This is a genomic window from Sphingobacterium bovisgrunnientis (assembly GCF_009829085.1).
In the GTDB taxonomy this organism is placed as follows: Bacteria; Bacteroidota; Bacteroidia; order Sphingobacteriales; family Sphingobacteriaceae; genus Sphingobacterium; species Sphingobacterium bovisgrunnientis.
The window spans coordinates 1-17,427 of sequence record NZ_WUQY01000050.1 but is presented as its reverse complement, the minus strand read 5'-3'; the positions used below and the strand labels follow the sequence as shown (position 1 = coordinate 17,427).

The following is a 17,427-nucleotide window of genomic DNA, read 5'->3' as shown; positions in this document are numbered from 1 at the left end:
GCTTCCTGTACGTCAGGCCAGAGATTTACCGCCGGCTTCCTTCAGATTCCTCCTCACGGAGGACACCCTTGCCTTAACGTTTCCCACTATCAAGGCACGTTCGGGACTTACACCCTAGAGTTCACGCCCATGCCGGGCGCACATAAAAAAATAGCAACCCAATATGCGTTGCTATTCCCTGACCCTAAAATTTTGTGTGATATAATGACCTTTTATTTTGACTCACCAACGACGTTTGCTTCTTCCATCGCTATAGTCGTTAATAATTCGTCCGTTTCTTTTTCCTCAGCTAAAATTTCCTTTAGAATCGAAGCTGCATTGTTGTGCTCCATTAAAGAAGCAAATGTTACCAAACAGCCATATGAAGCAATTTCATAATGTTCCACTTTTTGTGCTGCGGTAATAAGTGCAGCATCTAAAACTTCAGGACTATCTGCAAATTCTTCCGCAATTTCATCTGCTTCTTCCAATAAGCCTTCCATAGCTTTACACTTTTTACCTCGTGCAGTGATTCCTAAATCTCCAAACACCTCTTTTAGTTTTTCAATTTGATTTTCAGTTTGCGTATAATGTGTTTGAAAAGCGTCTTTCAATGTTGGATTTTGTGCTGCTGTAGTCATTTTTTTCAAACCTTTAAGTAATTGACGTTCCGCACCTAACATATCTTTCAATCCATCAACTAATAACTCATGTAAGTGTGCATTTTTCATACCTTGATTTTGTTTTGATGTTGCCATAATTATCTATTTTAATTGTTTATAGTTATAACCTTTCAGATGAACAACAGTTTAATTTATAATGCAAACAGGTATTTGTTACTTTAATTCTAAGTATTTTATCCATAGAAAAACTACAAAAATTTTAAAACTTAATAAAAGCACATCATAACAATTACTTTATTGTATACAATTATTCTAATTTAGTTTATATTTGTACTTTTTATTGCGCAATGAATTACGAACTGATTACAAATTTGTTGACTCAAGTCGAGTCTTTTGAGAATAACAACCAAAATGGCGATTACTCTGCCAATGTTGATGGTTTTTTCCAATGGATAAAGGACACCAAGCCGGATACCTTACAACCGGAAATGGAATGGGAAGGTAAACTTAATGGTCGATCCATAGAAAGTGTAATAAGCACCCTCCTAGTTCATATGAACAAATATGCCAAAAGCTATTCTAAATCAGCCATCCACGATTCTCAATTCTCGACGCAAGACGAATTTATTTACTTAATCACACTTAATTCTTTTGGTGCTATGTCCAAAACAGAATTAATTAGGCGTAATAAAATGGATAAGCCTACCGGTATCCAAATAATAAATAGATTAATAAAATGCGGGTGGGCTACACAAGTGGATTCTACAAAAGATAAGCGCAGTAAAATTTTAGAAATCACAGAGGAAGGCTTAAACTACTTAAACTATAAAATGGACGATATCCGTAAAGCGACAAAAATCGTCACTGCGGATTTGACTCATGAAGAAAAATATGAGCTTGCAAGATTGCTCACCAAAATGGATAAATTTCACCAAAAAATTTACAATCAAAATCTCACGCCCAACGAACTGCTTCAAGAAGCGTACGAAAGCTACACTATAGCTAACAATAAATAAATTTTATTTGCATTTATCGTATATCAATTAAAACTTTTTTAAAGTAAATTGGTTTGTATACAATAACGGCTTGCTAATAACAGTATAATTTTATACTTTTATAAATTATTAACGTATACATTTATACTAAATGGGTTTAAAAAAACATACACAGACATCTAAAAAAGTAGCCATATTAGGAGCTGGATTTTCTGGTCTTTCGGCAGCGTGTTATGCTGCTAAGAAAGGCTATGAAGTACATGTTTTTGAAAAGCACGACACAGCGGGTGGACGCGCGCGACAATTCACAACAAACAACGGTTTCACCTTTGATATGGGTCCCAGCTGGTATTGGATGCCAGATGTTTTTGAAGATTTCTTTAAAGACTTTGGATACACCACATCAGATTTCTATGAATTAAAATCCTTAAACCCACAATTTGAAATTATTTTTGATAATGACAAAATCCTCATACCAGAAAAATACGAAGATTTAAAAAATCTTTTCGAATCGTATGAGTCCGGTGCAGGACATAAATTAGATGAGTTTATGCGTTCAGCCAAAAATAAATACGAGGTAGGTATGAAGCAATTCATTTATAAACCTTGTCATAGCTGGACGGAATTTGCATCATTACAGATACTCAAAAATGCTACGCAGCTTGACTTATTAAGTAACTTCGATGATTATGTAAACAAGTTTTTTAGTGATCGTCGATTGAAAATGATCATGGAATTTCCAGTTATATTTCTTGGTGCTGCTCCTTCAAATATTCCAGCCCTTTACAGTTTAATGAATTATGGTGGTTACGCTTTAGGAACTTGGTATCCGATGGGTGGTTTTTTTGAAGTCATAAAAGCAATGCAACAGGTAGCTGAAAATTTAGGTGTAAAATTTCACTTCAACGCTGAAATCTATGGAATAAACACGCAAGCAAACCAAGCTCAATCTATCCAAGTTAATGGTGATAACCTTCTCTTTGATGAAGTTATAAGTTCAATAGACTATAATCATACTGAAAAACTTTTACCAGAAAACGCACGTAATTACGACGATAAATATTGGAAAACTAGAACCTTCGCTCCTTCTTGCTTAATATTCTATTTAGGTGTAAAAGGAAAAATTGATAATCTTAAACACCATACGCTATTCTTTGAACACGAACTTGATACACACATTGATGATATCTATGTGCACAAACAATGGCCAGATAAACCGTTATTTTACGTGTGTTGCCCATCCAAAACAGATCCATCAGTAGCGCCTCCAGATGATGAAAACCTTTTCTTATTGATGCCTGTAGCAAATGACATCGCAGACAATGAGGAGACAAGGGAAAGATATTTCCAAGAAATGTTAGCACGAATTGAAAAACATACAGGCATAACGCATTTGGAAAATCGAATAGTTTACAAGAAAAGCTATTGTGTCAATAATTTCAAAGAAGATTACAATGCGTATGGAGGAAATGCATATGGTTTGGCAAATACATTAAAACAAACTGCTATATTTAAACCTGCAATACGCAATAAGAAACTAAAAAACCTACATTATACAGGTCAATTAACAGTACCGGGACCAGGTGTTCCGCCATCAATTATATCCGGAAAAATAGTTGCTAACGAAATCTAAAAAGCTAAGCTATGAAAACACTTTATGACAATTTAGCCTATAAAATAAGTAAATGTACTACGCAAACGTATAGTACATCATTTTCATTAGGAATTAAAGCTTTAGACTCAAAATTAAGACCAGCAATCTATGCTATATATGGTTTTGTTCGGTTGGCGGATGAAATTGTAGATAGCTTCCACGGCTATGATCAAAGCACACTGTTGAATCAACTTATACAAGAAACAAATGATGGACTTGATAAGAAAATATCAATAAACCCTATAATTCAATCATTCCAAGAAACTGTACATCAATACAAAATTGATAAAAAGCTAATTGACCAGTTTTTGCATAGTATGGCCATGGACTTGGACAAAGTAATCTATACAAAAGCGAATTATGATGAATATATCTTAGGCTCAGCTGAGGTAGTTGGATTAATGTGTTTACATGTATTTGTAGAGGGTGATTTAAAAAGATACGAAGAGCTGAAGCCCTATGCTATGAAATTAGGAAGTGCCTTTCAAAAAATCAATTTCTTGCGTGACCTCAAAGACGATTATTATACTTTAGGACGTTTTTACTTCCCAAATCTTGATTTTATTGCTTTCAATGATGAAACAAAGAAGATTATTGAGCATGAAATTGAAGGAGAATTTAATGAAGCACTCGTTGGTATCAAAATGTTGCCAAATTCTTCTAAGTTTGGGGTGTATTTGGCTTATCGCTATTATTGGTCGTTATTCAAAAAGATTCGTTCGAAGTCAAGTAGAGATATTTTACAACAACGCACAAGTGTTCCAAATACGCAGAAAATGTATTTAATGATGGAATCGTATTTGAATTTAAAATTGGACAGAATATGAAGTGGCTTATAATTGCATTGCTCTTTTTACCATTTCAAAATTTTGCGAATGACAACTTTTCAACTATAAGAAAAAATCTTGCTATAGCCCCAGAAAATAAATCTGTATGCTATGCCATGTTGAGTTCTTTAGAAAAGAACAAAGAAAATGTAAAAGCAATGGGATATTTGGGAGCTTTTACGATGATCAAAGCCAATCATCAACTGAATCCAATAAAGAAATTAGGATCATTCAATGATGGGAAAAAATTATTAGAAAAAGCAATTGCACAATCGCCTAATGATATAGAATTACGTTATGTACGATATGCAATACAGATTTCAATTCCAAAGTTTCTAGGCTATAATGCTGAGATTTCGGAAGACAAAAAGATGTTGCAAGAATATAAGACATCTAAAGATGTGTCTTTACAAAAGGACATAAGAGAATTATTAAAAGTGAATTAAAACAAAATGAATATATTAATACTGCTAATAACTTTTATTTGTATGGAGCCCGTAACTTGGTTTATGCATAAATACGTAATGCATGGATTTTTATGGTCTTTACATAAAGATCATCACGACCATAGTCACGAGGGTGTATTTGAAAAAAATGATTATTTCTTCTTTATTTTTTCAATACCAGCTATTCTATTATTCTATTTTGGTACCCGTGGAGAAGTAAATTATTTATTCTTCATCGGATTAGGCATTACTTTATATGGAATAGCCTATTTCTTTGTACATGACATATTTATACATCAACGAATTAAGCTTCTAAGAGATACGCAATCACCTTATCTATTAGCTATTAGACGCGCACATAAACAGCACCACAAACATGTAAATAAAGAAGAAGGCGAATGTTTCGGATTTTTATTTGTGCCGATTAAGTATTTCAAAATTTATTTTAAAAATCAATGACGTCATTTACCTATATATTGATCAACTTTCTAACGATTATCATATGCTTTATTTTTTCATTCGATAAGCGTATACGATTTGATCGTTATTTTAAGCCATTTATTATGGCTAGCATTATAGTTGCAATTCCATTTATTATTTGGGATGCGCTATTTACTGCAAATGGTGTGTGGTGGTTCAATACAGACTATACCTTAGGGATTAATTTGCTGGGTTTGCCCTTAGAAGAGTGCTTGTTCTTCATATGTATACCGTTTAGCTGTACATTCACCTATTTCTGTCTTACCAAATTCTTCAATCTGGATTGGGCAAATGGCTTCAACAATATTATAGCATTTGTTACAATCATAGTATGTGCTGTCATTGCTTTGAGCTACAACGATAGACTTTACACCTTTGTCACAGCACTAGTGACCATTGGCTCTATTCTTTACTTACATTTCATTGACAAACAAGAATGGATCGGTGAAGCGTCTCTTGTGTATACAATACTAATGCTAGGATTTTTGCCTGTAAATGGTGTTTTGACTGGCACGGGTTTAGAATCGCCTATCGTTAATTATAATCCTCAGGAATTTATGGGGATTCGGATTGGCACAATTCCCATAGAAGATGCAGTATATGGTTATGTAATGATTCTTTGGAATTTATATTTTTTCAAAAAGTTCGCTACTAAAGTTGAACACAAATTAAGCGCGTAAATGAACAAGGAAAGAAATCATGTTGTTTTAGTGGACAAAGACAATAAAGAGTTGGGTATAATGGATAAGCAGGAAGCGCATATCCAAGGTGTGTTGCATCGTGCGTTCTCGATTTTTATTTTCAATGAAAATGGAGAACTATTGCTTCAACAAAGAGCCGCTCACAAATACCATGGCGCGAATCTGTGGACAAATACCTGTTGTTCGCATCAACAGCAAGGAGAAAATACGTTGGATGCTGCAAAAGATAGATTGTCATTTGAGATGAATATGAAAGCTCATCTAGATATTTTATTTTCTTTTATTTACCATGCTGAAGTTGAAAACAATCTTATCGAGCACGAATTAGATGTAGTTCTATTTGGAATATCTAACGATAGCCCTAACCCTAATCCTGAAGAAGTTCAAGCTTATAAATGGATCGCTGCGGATGATTTAGAATTGTGGATGAGTAACCGTCCAGAAGAATTCACGTACTGGTTTAAAGATGTGTGGCATCGGGTGAAAGACCATATGCAACAAAACATAGAAATACTGTAAGTATTTTAAAATATAAATAAGAAACGCATTGAATCCATCAATGCGTTTCTTATTATACTGATATTAGTAAGTCACTACCCTGTATGATCCTGAATATCTCCCATTTTTGGCAAATCACGAAGATCGAATGGTGTTTCTTGGTAGACGAAATAATTCAACCAATTATTGAATAACAAGTTCGCATGGCTTGTCCAACGTACGACTGGATCTTGACTCGGATCGTCATTACGGTAGTAGTTTTGAGGAATTTGAATAGCAGCTCCCTTTTCAACATCACGTGTGTATTCCTCATGTAAGGTGAATGGATTGTATTCAGAATGCCCAGTTAAGTAAAACTCACGACCACCTCTTGAGCTCAATATAGCTACACCAGCATCGGGAGATTCTGACAAAATACGTAATCCATTTTTCTTCAATATGTCATCGCGTTCAATGGTTGTATGTCTACTGTGTGGAATAAAGAATTCATCATCAAAACCTCGGAATATCGGATGTTGCTTATCAGATGCCGTATGCTTGAAAACACCAAATATTTTTTCATCTAAAGCTACTTTCTCCACGCCATAAAAATGATATAACGCCGCTTGGGAAGCCCAACAGATATATAAGGAGGATGTAACGTGTATGCGCGCCCAGTCAAATATTTTCGTTAATTCATTCCAGTAGTTCACTTCTTCAAAAGGAAGCATTTCTACAGGAGCTCCCGTCACAATCAAACCGTCATAAAACTGTTCAGATACATCATCGAAGTTCTTATAAAACATTTCCAAATGTTCTTGTGGGGTATTTTTGGACACATGAGTTTCCAAACGCAAAAACTCCATCTCCACCTGCAAAGGATTATTTGATAGCAATCGAATAAAATCAGTTTCCGTTGAAATTTTTAGGGGCATAAGATTTAGAACAAGTACGCGCAACGGCCTAATATCCTGCTCATTGGCACGTAAACTACTCATTACGAAAATATTCTCCCGCTTCAACAGTTCTATTGCTGGCAAATTGTCTGGTATCTTTACTGGCATATTATTTCTTTTCCTCCTACCGTTTAGGTCAATTATTGCTCGATTTTTCTTCTTGAAAATTGAGCTGCCAAATTACGACTTAAAGTTTGTTTATAAAATATAACAAGGCACTTTTTTAAAAATTTGATTTCCAATTAACTTTAAAATTTTACATAAAGTTAATTTGCTTATCCATACTTTCTTCTTAGCTTCGCATCAAAGAATTCTACCATCATGCGCTCTTACACAAAGATATTTGCATTATTTGTTACTGTCATTACATTAACAAATTGTAGCACAACACGTCTAACGCTACAGAATGAGACACATACCTACAAAATTGATAACAGCATTGCTGAAGATACAGCCATAAACAATTACTACTTGCCCTTCAAGCAGCAATTAGAAAATGAGATGAATCGGGTAATTGGTTACACTGAATCCAATCTTGTGCGCAACCCTTCTCAACCCGAAAGTACAGCTGGAACTTTCTTTGCCGAAGCTTTATTAGAAATCGGAAAGTCAATAGATCCAACGGCGCAAATAGCCATAGCGACAAAATTTGGTATACGCGCAGATATAAAGCAAGGAAATGTGACTGTTGGGAATATCTTCGAACTCATGCCTTTCGAAAATGCCATCACAATTTTGGAATTATCAGGTAATGATTTACAAACGTTAGCAAACTTTATCGCTAAAACTAACGGTCAGCCACTAGCTGGCATGACCATGGAAATTGAACAAAATAAACCAAAATCAATTGTCATCCAAGGTGAGCCTTTTGATGTTAACAAAACATACAAACTCGTTACGTACGATTACTTAGCAAATGGAGGCGATTACATCGAAGGTTTAGATAATCCAGTCAACAGAAAAGACTCTGGCATAATCGTTCGTAAATGTCTTATCGAATATGTAGAGCAACTAACTAAAGAAGGTAAAACTATTAACACACAACTAGATGGAAGAGTTAAAATCATTAAATAGAAGAAATTTTCTTAGAAATCTAAGTATACTTGGTGGAGCTCTAGCGGTTAACGGACTTCCACAATTTGTTCAAGCTAACTCACGTAAAGAAGTTAAAATAACCATTTTACACACGAATGATGTACATAGCCGAATTGAGCCCTTTCCTATGGATGGCTCAAAATTACAAGGTCTTGGTGGAGTAGCTAGAAGAAGTACATTGATACAGCAAATACGTGCTAAAGAAAAGAACGTATTGTTATTTGATGCTGGCGATATGTTTCAAGGTACACCATATTTTAATTTGTTTGATGGTGAGGTGGAATTAACACTAATGTCTAAATTAAAATATGACGCTGGTACTTTCGGTAATCACGAATTTGACAACGGTATAGCTGGATTATTAAAACATTTTGACAAAGCAAAATTTCCTTTCTTAACAGCCAATTATGACTTGAGTGAAACTGCATTAGCGGGTAAAACCAAAGAATATGAAATTTTTGAGCGTGATGGAATCAGAATTGGAGTTTTTGGGTTAGGCGTAAATATAGAAGGCTTAGTTGATAAGAATAATTATGCGGGAATGCGCTATTTGGATCCAATAGCTGTAGCAAATAGAATTATACCCACGTTAAAAAGCAAACATAAATGTGATATCGTTATTTGTCTATCACATCTAGGGTATTCATACAAGGAAGATAAGGTGTCTGATTTACGACTTGCAGCTGCCACACAGGACATCGATTTAATTATTGGAGGTCATACACACACATTCTTAGAGAAACCTACAGAAGTCAAGAATGCAGCGGGAAAAATCACATTAGTGAATCAAGCTGCAAATGGCGGAGCAGTATTAGGACGTATTGATTTTATCTTCAATCCAACTACTAAGGAAAAGAAAGTAGCTTTTAATAATTATATCTTGAATCAAGATTTAGTATAAATAAAAAATTAATATAAACAAACATTGAAGTCTTTATTTCAGATATATATAAACTCTTACAAAGGATTATCTCCTGCAGCTTGGTTATTGGCATTAGTCATGCTCATCAACCGTACGGGATCTATGGTAATTCCTTTCCTGGGAATGTATATGTCATCGGAATTGAATTTCTCTAAAACACAAATTGGTCTTGTTTTGGGTTGTTTCGGACTTGGATCGGTTTGTGGTTCTTGGCTAGGCGGATGGCTTACAGATAGATTTGGTAGTTTCAAAGTACAGGCTTTTTCCCAAATTGCTGTAATTCCATTATTCTTAATATTACCACTATTTCGAACTTTTGAAAGTTTAGCGCTAATGATATTTATCTTGACATTAGTCGCAGATATTTTTAGACCAGCAAACTCGGTTTCTGTGGCGCGCTATGCAAAACCTGAAAACATTACTAGAGCCTATTCTTTGAACCGCATGGCCGTCAACTTGGGATTTTCTATAGGACCTGCATTGGGCGGTTTTTTAGCGTCAATTTCATACAATTGGATTTTTTATGGAAATGCTATTGGCGCAGCGGGAGCAGTTATCGTTTTTATCTACTTTTTTCATAACCGTACACCAAACAAATTGCCGATTAAGGATCAAGATCTAAAACCAAAAGCTAAAGAAAGAAATGCCTATACAGATGGCTCATTCATACTATTCAATGTTTTGTGCTGTCTCTTTTCCATGGGATTTTTGCAATTGCTGAGCACCCTTCCACTATTTTATAAAGATGAATATGCGCTTAATGCTGGTCAGATTGGATTATTACTCGGTTTTAGTGGTTTTGTGATTGTAATATTTGAAATGGTATTGGTTCACTTTGTAGAACATAGGTTCTCTGTACGTCAAATCATGTTTTGGGGTACCGTAGTGACAGCTACTTCCTATTATATGCTCAATCTTGATTTTGGTATTGTATGGCTTTATATGGCTATGTTTATCCTCTCTACAGGTGAAATGCTTGCTCTTCCTTTTATGGCGACCATATCCATCAAAAGAGCTGGCTTGCACAATCAGGGAGCTTACATGGGATTTAATTCTTTAGCATTTGCAGCAGCTAACATTTTTTCTCCTTATTTCGGAACCTATCTCGCCGAACATTTTGGCTATAATGTTCTTTGGACAGTAGCTGGTACGACTCTGCTTACTGCCGCAATAGGATTTTATTGGATTATTGGTAGAATGAAGATATAAGTAAACGGTCTTAAAGCAAAAAGTTCAATTTGTTAGACTTCAGATAATGAACCTAACCATCGATTCCTCACATCGTCAGATGACAATCAAAAATTAGTTATTTTATTATCCTACATTTCGTTCGTAAGGCACGCGGGTAAGGATAGAACGACCTAAAGTAATTTCATCCACATACTCCAATTCACCACCAAATGCTATACCGCGCGCAATAGTACTTACTTGAACATTGAACTCTTTGAGCTTTCGGTACAAATAAAATATAGTCGTATCACCTTCCATCGTAGCGGATAGTGCTAAAATAATTTCTTTAACCTCTCCAGTTTTTAAACGTTGCAAAAGACCATCAATTTTCAAGTCCGAAGGACCTACACCATCCATTGGTGAAATCAGTCCTCCCAAAACATGGTATACACCTTGGTATTGGTTGGTATTTTCAATTGCCATCACATCACGTGTATCTTCAACTACACAGATTGTCGATTTATCTCGCTTCACGGAAAGACAAATCTCACAAACTTCATCATCCGATATATTATAGCATGCTTTGCAATATTGAATTTTCTCTTTTAATAGATTCAATGACTGGGTAAAACGAGTTACTTCTGCGTCCTGTTGCTTCAATAGATGCAATACCAAACGCAAAGCTGTCTTCTTCCCTACTCCAGGTAGACGACCAAACTCCTCCACAGCATTTTCTAATAGTTTAGATGAAAAATTCATGGTACAAAGGTAATTATTTTTTCTGTCAGATGAACATCACGATAACCGCTATGGACAGCATAATATGAAACAAAATTTGTATAATTATGTCAATGAAACCAACAATTGAAATCGAATACTGTCCTAAATGTGGCTGGCTTTTACGTGCCGCCTATATGGCGCAAGAACTGCTGACTACCTTTCAGGAAGAGGTCTATGGTGTAACCTTAGTGCCTTCAGAAATCGCAGGTCGCTATATGATACGTACGGAAGATATTATCATTTTTGACCGCAAACGCGAAGGTGGTTTTAAAGATATAAAAGTTATTAAACAGCTCGTGCGCGATCAAATTTGTCCAGAGAAAAATTTAGGGCATTCGGATAACAAAGCTTAATTTAAAAGTTGCATAATATACGATACAGGTAAATTAGTTAAATTTATTATCTTGCAATTATACATATACTTAGAGAAATTATATGACAGGAGAAAACAGAATTAGAAATTCATTCGCCAATAAGACTTGGCAAGAAATAAAAGTGAAGGACTCGTGGCAGATTTTCAAAATTATGTCAGAGTTTGTAGATGGTTTTGAAAAGTTAGCCAAAATCGGTCCTTGTGTTTCCATTTTTGGATCAGCTCGTACGCCTGACGAACACAAATATTACCAAATGACCGTGAAAATCGCAGGACTATTAGCTGAAAGAGGTTACGGTGTAATCTCTGGTGGTGGCCCTGGTATCATGGAAGCTGCGAATCGCGGGGCATACGGCGCTGGTGGTAAATCTGTAGGACTGAATATCGAATTGCCATTTGAACAATTCCACAATAAATACATCGATCGCGATAAGTTACTGGAGTTTAATTACTTCTTTGTGCGTAAGGTCATGTTTATGAAATATTCACAGGGATATATAGTAATGCCCGGTGGATTTGGCACAATGGACGAATTATTTGAAGCAATTACATTGATTCAAACTGGTAAAATCGCTCGCTTCCCTATCGTCTTAGTTGGTTCAGATTATTGGGGCGGATTATTGGAATGGGTAGAAAAAACAATGCTTGGAAATGCTTATATTTCTGAAGAAGATCTTAAACTTTACCGTATTGTAGATACAGCTGAAGAAGCTGTAGAGCATATTTTCAGATTCTACGACAAGTATCTATTAAAACCAAACTTCTAAAATTAAAATCGTTATACAATAAAAGCTTCTAGAAAACTAGAAGCTTTTTTATGCTCTAAACTCAAAGTCTTACAAATTACACTTCGTGATAACGATTTGCGCGACGGAAAGTGCCAAGATCATTAAAACGAACACCATGCTTACGCATTACCTCGTGTGCCTTTTTACGTGCAAAATGACGAATATAAAAAGTCTCATTCACCACAAAATGATGAATGGCATGTGTCCAACCAAAGAAAAAACAAAATAATTGGAATGGATAAGTCCACCATACCGTCAATACCTGAGTTTGCTCTATTACATTTCCCTGCTCCACATCACCAAAATAATGCAGGTTGGAAGTTATAAAATGCAAACAGAATTGACGCAATAGATTAGGTAATAATACAATATAAATTATTGGATTACACCAAACTAAAATATCTTTTATCAGCTCTGGAAAAACCCAATTCAATTGATATTTAGCATGTAGAAAATCTAAAAATATATCGGTGAAGAAAACATATAAAATTACATGGGAAAGAATCGTGAAAGGAATTAAACCAAATACACCGCTTAATTTCAACTTCTTGGCTGTTTGCAATTTTAGATTTCCTTTATCGACTTCCTTTTTCATATCACTAAATAAGCCGATTACACGCAATGCATTCCCAATAACCAAATCTGGTGTGAGCAGCAACCTCTTCAATGACCATTTCTCTCCATTTGTCACTCCACGTTCTTCAACATCATGTACTGTTCCAGAAAACTTGTGGTGATGATAATGCAATACACGTCTAAACCAAGGATTCAATGTCAGTGGACGAACCAACCATATAAACAACAACATAATATTGTGAACGATACGGTTGTTTTTGAAATAGACAAAGTGAATCAAATCATGCTCTAGTTCATGCAATACACCAAATAAAAATGCATTTCCTAGTATCAATGCCCAACCAGGAAGTAAATCCACATACCACATATAGCCTAAGCCGGCACTTGCCAATAGACAAGAAATGAATATGGTAAATCCGATAAAGTTTTGATATTTTAATAATGGATATTTTGCTCTTAAAGCTTTATAAGAAGCTATAATTTCCTTTTTTATGATGTTTGTTTTCTGTTGATGCGTCACCCCAAGTAATAGTTGTTCTTATACAAAACTACCTAAATATATTTATAACATCTTCATCTTAACGTAACATAAATATAGATTGTCTGACTCCAATAAGTAAAGTTTAAGGCTAAATTTATACCACTGCATGTGAATTTAATCACCAAATGCCCAAATCAATGCCTTCTCTTTTGTAGCTCTGAAGATTGTATGATGCTTTTCATTTGGTTCATCGGAGTATGCCCATTTAAGATTGGATGGACTTGTTGATGTCAAGATAGTTGCCAACTCCTTTGTATATTGATTTATATCCGTAGCAGCTGAACCCGCAAACCACAAACGCTTTTTATCGGTTGGAAATCCCTCCAAATGTTCTTGCACTGTGCGGTTCAAATAGTGATTATTCCACCATAACGAAGGATCAAAGGCAATATAATTCGTAAATAAATCTGGGTATAGAAAAAAAGTTTCCATCACAAATAAACCAGATAACGATTCCCCAATTATACTTCTTTCTGAAGTAGTACGATATCGACCTTCAATCTCTGGAAACAATTCCTCTTTTATAAATTCACGAAACTTGGATGAACCTCCAACTTTAGCTGCTATTTCCTTATCCTTTGCCACTTCAGTCACAGGCGTGAGGTCTCGCCTGCGCTGTGTATTTTCTATACCGACCAAAATCATCGGAGCTATTTTATTTTCGTTTATCAATTTCTCTAACGTATTGGCAATGTGTGGAAAATCTTCTTTCACACCACCATCTGCCATATACATAATTGGTAACGAATCTTTGCTTTGCTTATACTGATCAGGCAGCCAAACATTTATAATACGTTCTTCGCCAAGTATTATTGACTGTACACGTAAGCTATCATGCGCTGGAACTGGATCTTGTGCTGGAGAATTTCTGCAACTACTCGCAAAAATCAAAACTGAAAATAAAAAGAGATAGAAATCTTTCATAATTAGTGTATATAATATAAAATTAGAAAATTTTACACACAATCAAAAACAACTATCATTCAGGTAAAATCTCTGAATTATTGTTCACAAATTTCTTCTAGCTTATCCATTGCTTTGGGGTATTTCTCGTTAAAGTAGGCTAAGAAATCATCTATCGTATCCAATTCTACTGTTACAGTTGTTTTCCCGTCTTGCTCTTCAAACTTATAAATCTCGTAACCCCCTGCCCATTTCTCCACTTGTTCTCCTGTTGTGATTTCCTCATCACCATCCACAAAACCGTAATGTCGTACAGATACCAATTTAGCAGGTTGATTTTCTTCAACTGCTGAAACCATCCCACCTCTTTTTCCGTTTTCATCACAACCTACAAATAGAATTTTACTTCCTTTGTCCCAGCTTCCTTCATACGTAGAAGTCGGATTAAATGTCGCTGTCCAATACTCATAGGTGGATTTATCCTGTAATCCCAACATCGCCTCGTACACTCGCTGTGCCGATGCGTTTATTTCTTTTTCAAATGTTAACTTTTGCATGATTTATAATTTTTGAAGAGAATTCAAACGATTTAATAATTTCTAATTTTAAAAGTGCTTAAGATTTAGCTTTTATACAATAAGAGGTAATGCTTGCGATATTATTATTTGCATCAAACACGTAGATATCGCAGGATGACACGAAAGATACGCGTTTACCCTCACGAATAAATTCAGCAGTACCATTTATAACCACGCAATTGGCGTTCTCAATAACATTTAGCTGCTGAAAATTTATGGTAACGCTATCAAAATAGGCTCTTACATTTGTACAGAAAGATTCAATCTCTTTTCTGCCGGTTAGATTTTGCTCTCCTGGTGTATCCCAAGTTGTTTGGTCGGTTAAGTACGCAAAACATTTTTCAAAATCCCACGAGAGAAAGCTTGTGCTATTTCTGATTTAATCATTGGTCAAAAACTTAAACGTAATACAGTAAAAGTAAACTAAGTTTTTGTAAAAGCTCTTGCCATAGCACAAGAAATTCTAGCCCAATTTAAATTCTATAACCCTAATTTGAAATTGTAATATCTTCACGCATATGGCTATTAGACTCGATAACCTTAAGAATTAAATTCGCCACATTAGCGCGTGAAATTCGAGAAGTCTTTGGTTTGATTTGTTTGCCGTATTCGTATGAGGTTACATTCGGATCGTTAGTTAAGCCACTGGGTCGGATTATAGTCCAATCCAAACCACTTGATTTGATAGCCAACTCTTGTGCTTCATGATCTTCACGAGCAGCAGGCATAAAAAGTTTGAATAGCGCTTTAGTAAATAGCGGAAGATTGTTCCAGCTTTCTCCAATCCCCATAGACGACATCACAACCAATCGCATCACAGCTACTTCTTGCATCGCCTCTATAATTACACCCGTACCAAAGGTTCTAAGTCCTGTATTTTTATACAATTCTCTCGAACCAAGCGTACAGATCACAACATCTTGTCCTTCTATGGTAGATTTTACAACATCCAGATTCGTAAAATCACCCGTGAAGACTCTTATCTCCTTAGAAAATTTAGGTAATCTTTTTGGATCACGTACCATCACAGTCACTTCATGACCATGCTCTAAAGCTTGTTTGACAAGCTCAATTCCCGTTTTACCTGTTGCACCAAAGATTGCTATTTTCATTAGCCGCTTTTTAAATCATTTAATGATTTCATACTTATTATCTTGAGGCAATGGTTTGCAAATTGATTTATTAACAAGCTTATTTCTCATTAATGCTTTTTTATTAAAATGCCTTGAAATATTCTTAACAATATCACTAAAATTATCCACTTCGTTATTAATCTGATGGTAATATATTTTAATAGGATTTACAGTTATGATGTTCAAATATTGTATTTAGTAAGGTTCTATCAGATAAACCGCATGAATGCCCCATTATGAACACTTGAAAATCATTGTTTTCAATCCAGTTCAATAAATCTCTATAATTAGAATTATTCAAGTACATGAATGATTTAATATTATCCAAGAATCTATTGTCATTTATATTTTCAATCGTTTTATAATTACTATCCATCTCATCACCAAATCCAAAATTTATTACATTATTTTGATTAGACGCTTCTCCATGAATCTTTATTAATTTTGACTTTCCAAAACATCGAGGCTTTGAATCTTTATTTTGTGAATTTAGAGTTTTTATATAATTCTCAATGTTTTTAGAATAATTAAAGTCTAAAAAAAGATTTTCAAAATTTAGATCATTAATAGCAGTTGACGATGAGTTATATAGTTCTAATGCCTTATTATCAAATCTGATGAGATTATCTTTATAAGAAGGATCAAATTCATTTAGATAATCGTCATCCATTCCATCTTTCAAATATTTAATATTATATGCGAAAGACTCTAAGATCGAATTATTTATTTTTATTTCAGAATTAAACAAGTATTTCATATCAATTTCTTCAGATATATATATATCTAATAAATCTTTAATCTGCTTAAAATCCTCGTTTAATTCATTTATATTATAAAAAGATTTATTGAATAGCATTTCTCCGTTACTTAATTTTAAAAGTAAGTAATAATATTCTTGCTCTACATCCACCCAATTATTCAAGCTTTTATTAAGAATATGCAAGAAAAATAAATTCTTAATTTTAAAAACCAGTTTCTTTTGTGAAATATGAGAATTATGGAAGAGTATTTCTAAATCACTTTCGTCAATCAATGTATATTTCCCACCACTTTGACTTTTAAAATTATTAAGGAAATCAATTAATGTTCCTGTATTAAACTTATCCAAATGATTAAAATGAAATTCTTGTGCTGTATCACTCTATGACGTTGTAATAAGATGTGAATATTTATAGTCATTATCCTTGGAATATTTAAAAATATTAGACCATATATATTTTATAAAATGAGAGTAAGATGTGGGTAAGCCATGAGCTAAGTCAAATCCATTTCCTATAATTATTAATCTATTCATAATAGTAGGTTTAGAACTAAATTTTGGTATTTGAAATCACTAGTGTCCGGTAAAGAATAAAAAAAGGTTGGCGCAATCACCAACCCTTTAGCTAACTTTGAAGTTGCGAAACAAACAAAGTAAGTATGGGTAAAAG

At 34.5% G+C, this 17,427-nt stretch carries 22 protein-coding genes; 12 read left to right on the top strand and 10 right to left on the bottom strand.

Annotation, left to right across the window (positions count from 1 at the left end; genetic code table 11):
* Nucleotides 1–212: 212 nt before the first annotated feature.
* Nucleotides 213–737, bottom strand: coding sequence for a YciE/YciF ferroxidase family protein (locus tag GOQ16_RS16360; protein WP_160070275.1), 525 nt, complete (start codon nucleotides 735–737; stop codon nucleotides 213–215).
* Between the two features lie 212 nt (nucleotides 738–949).
* Between GOQ16_RS16360 and GOQ16_RS16355 the strand changes: the two genes are divergently transcribed.
* From GOQ16_RS16355 to idi, 7 genes are all read left to right on the top strand, one after another.
* Nucleotides 950–1,618, top strand: coding sequence for a MarR family winged helix-turn-helix transcriptional regulator (locus GOQ16_RS16355; protein WP_160070274.1), 669 nt, complete (start codon nucleotides 950–952; stop codon nucleotides 1,616–1,618).
* A 130-nt stretch (nucleotides 1,619–1,748) separates the two neighbouring features.
* Nucleotides 1,749–3,230: a bifunctional phytoene desaturase/3,4-desaturase gene (gene crtID, locus GOQ16_RS16350; RefSeq protein WP_160070273.1), complete on the top strand. Its 1,482-nt coding sequence runs from the start codon at nucleotides 1,749–1,751 to the stop codon at nucleotides 3,228–3,230.
* Nucleotides 3,231–3,241: 11 nt separating this feature from the next.
* On the top strand, nucleotides 3,242–4,078 hold the full coding sequence (locus GOQ16_RS16345; RefSeq protein ID WP_160070272.1) for a phytoene/squalene synthase family protein: 837 nt from the start codon (nucleotides 3,242–3,244) through the stop codon (nucleotides 4,076–4,078).
* Nucleotides 4,075–4,524, top strand: coding sequence for a hypothetical protein (locus tag GOQ16_RS16340; protein WP_160070271.1), 450 nt, complete (start codon nucleotides 4,075–4,077; stop codon nucleotides 4,522–4,524). The genes GOQ16_RS16345 and GOQ16_RS16340 overlap by 4 nt, the downstream gene beginning before the upstream one ends.
* Before the next feature lie 42 nt (nucleotides 4,525–4,566).
* Entirely contained in the window at nucleotides 4,567–4,983 is a 417-nt protein-coding gene (locus tag GOQ16_RS16335; RefSeq protein WP_240141075.1) for a sterol desaturase family protein, read from the top strand.
* Nucleotides 4,980–5,684: a lycopene cyclase domain-containing protein gene (locus GOQ16_RS16330; RefSeq protein ID WP_160070270.1), complete on the top strand. Its 705-nt coding sequence runs from the start codon at nucleotides 4,980–4,982 to the stop codon at nucleotides 5,682–5,684. Before GOQ16_RS16335 ends, GOQ16_RS16330 begins: the two co-directional genes overlap by 4 nt.
* Nucleotides 5,685–6,224: an isopentenyl-diphosphate Delta-isomerase gene (gene idi / locus GOQ16_RS16325; RefSeq protein WP_160070269.1), complete on the top strand. Its 540-nt coding sequence runs from the start codon at nucleotides 5,685–5,687 to the stop codon at nucleotides 6,222–6,224.
* 74 nt (nucleotides 6,225–6,298) lie between these two features.
* Here the strand turns inward: idi and metA are convergent, their stop codons facing one another.
* Nucleotides 6,299–7,246 carry a homoserine O-acetyltransferase MetA gene (gene metA / locus GOQ16_RS16320; protein ID WP_160070268.1) on the bottom strand — a complete coding sequence of 316 codons (948 nt, stop codon included), beginning with the start codon at nucleotides 7,244–7,246 and terminating at the stop codon, nucleotides 6,299–6,301.
* 213 nt (nucleotides 7,247–7,459) lie between these two features.
* Here metA and GOQ16_RS16315 point away from each other — a divergent pair, with 213 nt between their 5' ends.
* Genes GOQ16_RS16315 through GOQ16_RS16305 form a run of 3 tightly spaced genes read left to right on the top strand, consistent with a single transcriptional unit; the run spans nucleotide 7,460 to nucleotide 10,364 of the window.
* Nucleotides 7,460–8,212, top strand: coding sequence for a 5'-nucleotidase C-terminal domain-containing protein (locus GOQ16_RS16315; RefSeq protein WP_240141074.1), 753 nt, complete (start codon nucleotides 7,460–7,462; stop codon nucleotides 8,210–8,212).
* Nucleotides 8,187–9,134, top strand: coding sequence for a bifunctional metallophosphatase/5'-nucleotidase (locus GOQ16_RS16310; RefSeq protein ID WP_160070267.1), 948 nt, complete (start codon nucleotides 8,187–8,189; stop codon nucleotides 9,132–9,134). The genes GOQ16_RS16315 and GOQ16_RS16310 overlap by 26 nt, the downstream gene beginning before the upstream one ends.
* Before the next feature lie 24 nt (nucleotides 9,135–9,158).
* On the top strand, nucleotides 9,159–10,364 hold the full coding sequence (locus GOQ16_RS16305) for an MDR family MFS transporter (RefSeq protein WP_160070266.1): 1,206 nt from the start codon (nucleotides 9,159–9,161) through the stop codon (nucleotides 10,362–10,364).
* A 105-nt stretch (nucleotides 10,365–10,469) separates the two neighbouring features.
* Here GOQ16_RS16305 and recR read toward each other — a convergent pair whose 3' ends face one another.
* On the bottom strand, nucleotides 10,470–11,084 hold the full coding sequence (gene recR, locus GOQ16_RS16300; RefSeq protein WP_149915704.1) for a recombination mediator RecR: 615 nt from the start codon (nucleotides 11,082–11,084) through the stop codon (nucleotides 10,470–10,472).
* A gap of 86 nt (nucleotides 11,085–11,170) precedes the next feature.
* Between recR and GOQ16_RS16295 the strand changes: the two genes are divergently transcribed.
* Both GOQ16_RS16295 and GOQ16_RS16290 read left to right on the top strand, forming a co-directional pair.
* Entirely contained in the window at nucleotides 11,171–11,458 is a 288-nt protein-coding gene (locus GOQ16_RS16295) for an Rdx family protein (RefSeq protein WP_317163828.1), read from the top strand.
* 82 nt (nucleotides 11,459–11,540) lie between these two features.
* Entirely contained in the window at nucleotides 11,541–12,245 is a 705-nt protein-coding gene (locus GOQ16_RS16290) for an LOG family protein (RefSeq protein WP_149915702.1), read from the top strand.
* Between the two features lie 76 nt (nucleotides 12,246–12,321).
* Here the strand turns inward: GOQ16_RS16290 and GOQ16_RS16285 are convergent, their stop codons facing one another.
* The 7 genes from GOQ16_RS16285 to GOQ16_RS18210 form a co-directional block, all read right to left on the bottom strand.
* Complete coding sequence (locus GOQ16_RS16285; protein WP_160070265.1) at nucleotides 12,322–13,362, bottom strand: fatty acid desaturase; 1,041 nt, start codon at nucleotides 13,360–13,362, stop codon at nucleotides 12,322–12,324.
* A gap of 135 nt (nucleotides 13,363–13,497) precedes the next feature.
* Nucleotides 13,498–14,307 (bottom strand): alpha/beta hydrolase, encoded by an 810-nt coding sequence (locus GOQ16_RS16280; protein ID WP_160070264.1) that lies wholly within the window; start codon nucleotides 14,305–14,307, stop codon nucleotides 13,498–13,500.
* A gap of 77 nt (nucleotides 14,308–14,384) precedes the next feature.
* The gene (locus GOQ16_RS16275; RefSeq protein ID WP_160070263.1) at nucleotides 14,385–14,843 is read right to left on the bottom strand and encodes an SRPBCC family protein; all 459 of its coding nucleotides are present in this window, start codon (nucleotides 14,841–14,843) and stop codon (nucleotides 14,385–14,387) included.
* A 58-nt stretch (nucleotides 14,844–14,901) separates the two neighbouring features.
* Nucleotides 14,902–15,243, bottom strand: a complete 342-nt coding sequence (locus GOQ16_RS18215) for a nuclear transport factor 2 family protein (RefSeq protein ID WP_160070276.1) — start codon at nucleotides 15,241–15,243, stop codon at nucleotides 14,902–14,904.
* A 109-nt stretch (nucleotides 15,244–15,352) separates the two neighbouring features.
* Nucleotides 15,353–15,976, bottom strand: a complete 624-nt coding sequence (locus tag GOQ16_RS16265) for an NAD(P)-dependent oxidoreductase (protein ID WP_160070262.1) — start codon at nucleotides 15,974–15,976, stop codon at nucleotides 15,353–15,355.
* Between the two features lie 178 nt (nucleotides 15,977–16,154).
* Nucleotides 16,155–17,105 (bottom strand): AbiH family protein, encoded by a 951-nt coding sequence (locus GOQ16_RS16260; RefSeq protein WP_160070261.1) that lies wholly within the window; start codon nucleotides 17,103–17,105, stop codon nucleotides 16,155–16,157.
* A gap of 33 nt (nucleotides 17,106–17,138) precedes the next feature.
* On the bottom strand, nucleotides 17,139–17,291 hold the full coding sequence (locus tag GOQ16_RS18210; RefSeq protein ID WP_160070260.1) for an AbiH family protein: 153 nt from the start codon (nucleotides 17,289–17,291) through the stop codon (nucleotides 17,139–17,141).
* Nucleotides 17,292–17,427 lie beyond the last annotated feature (136 nt).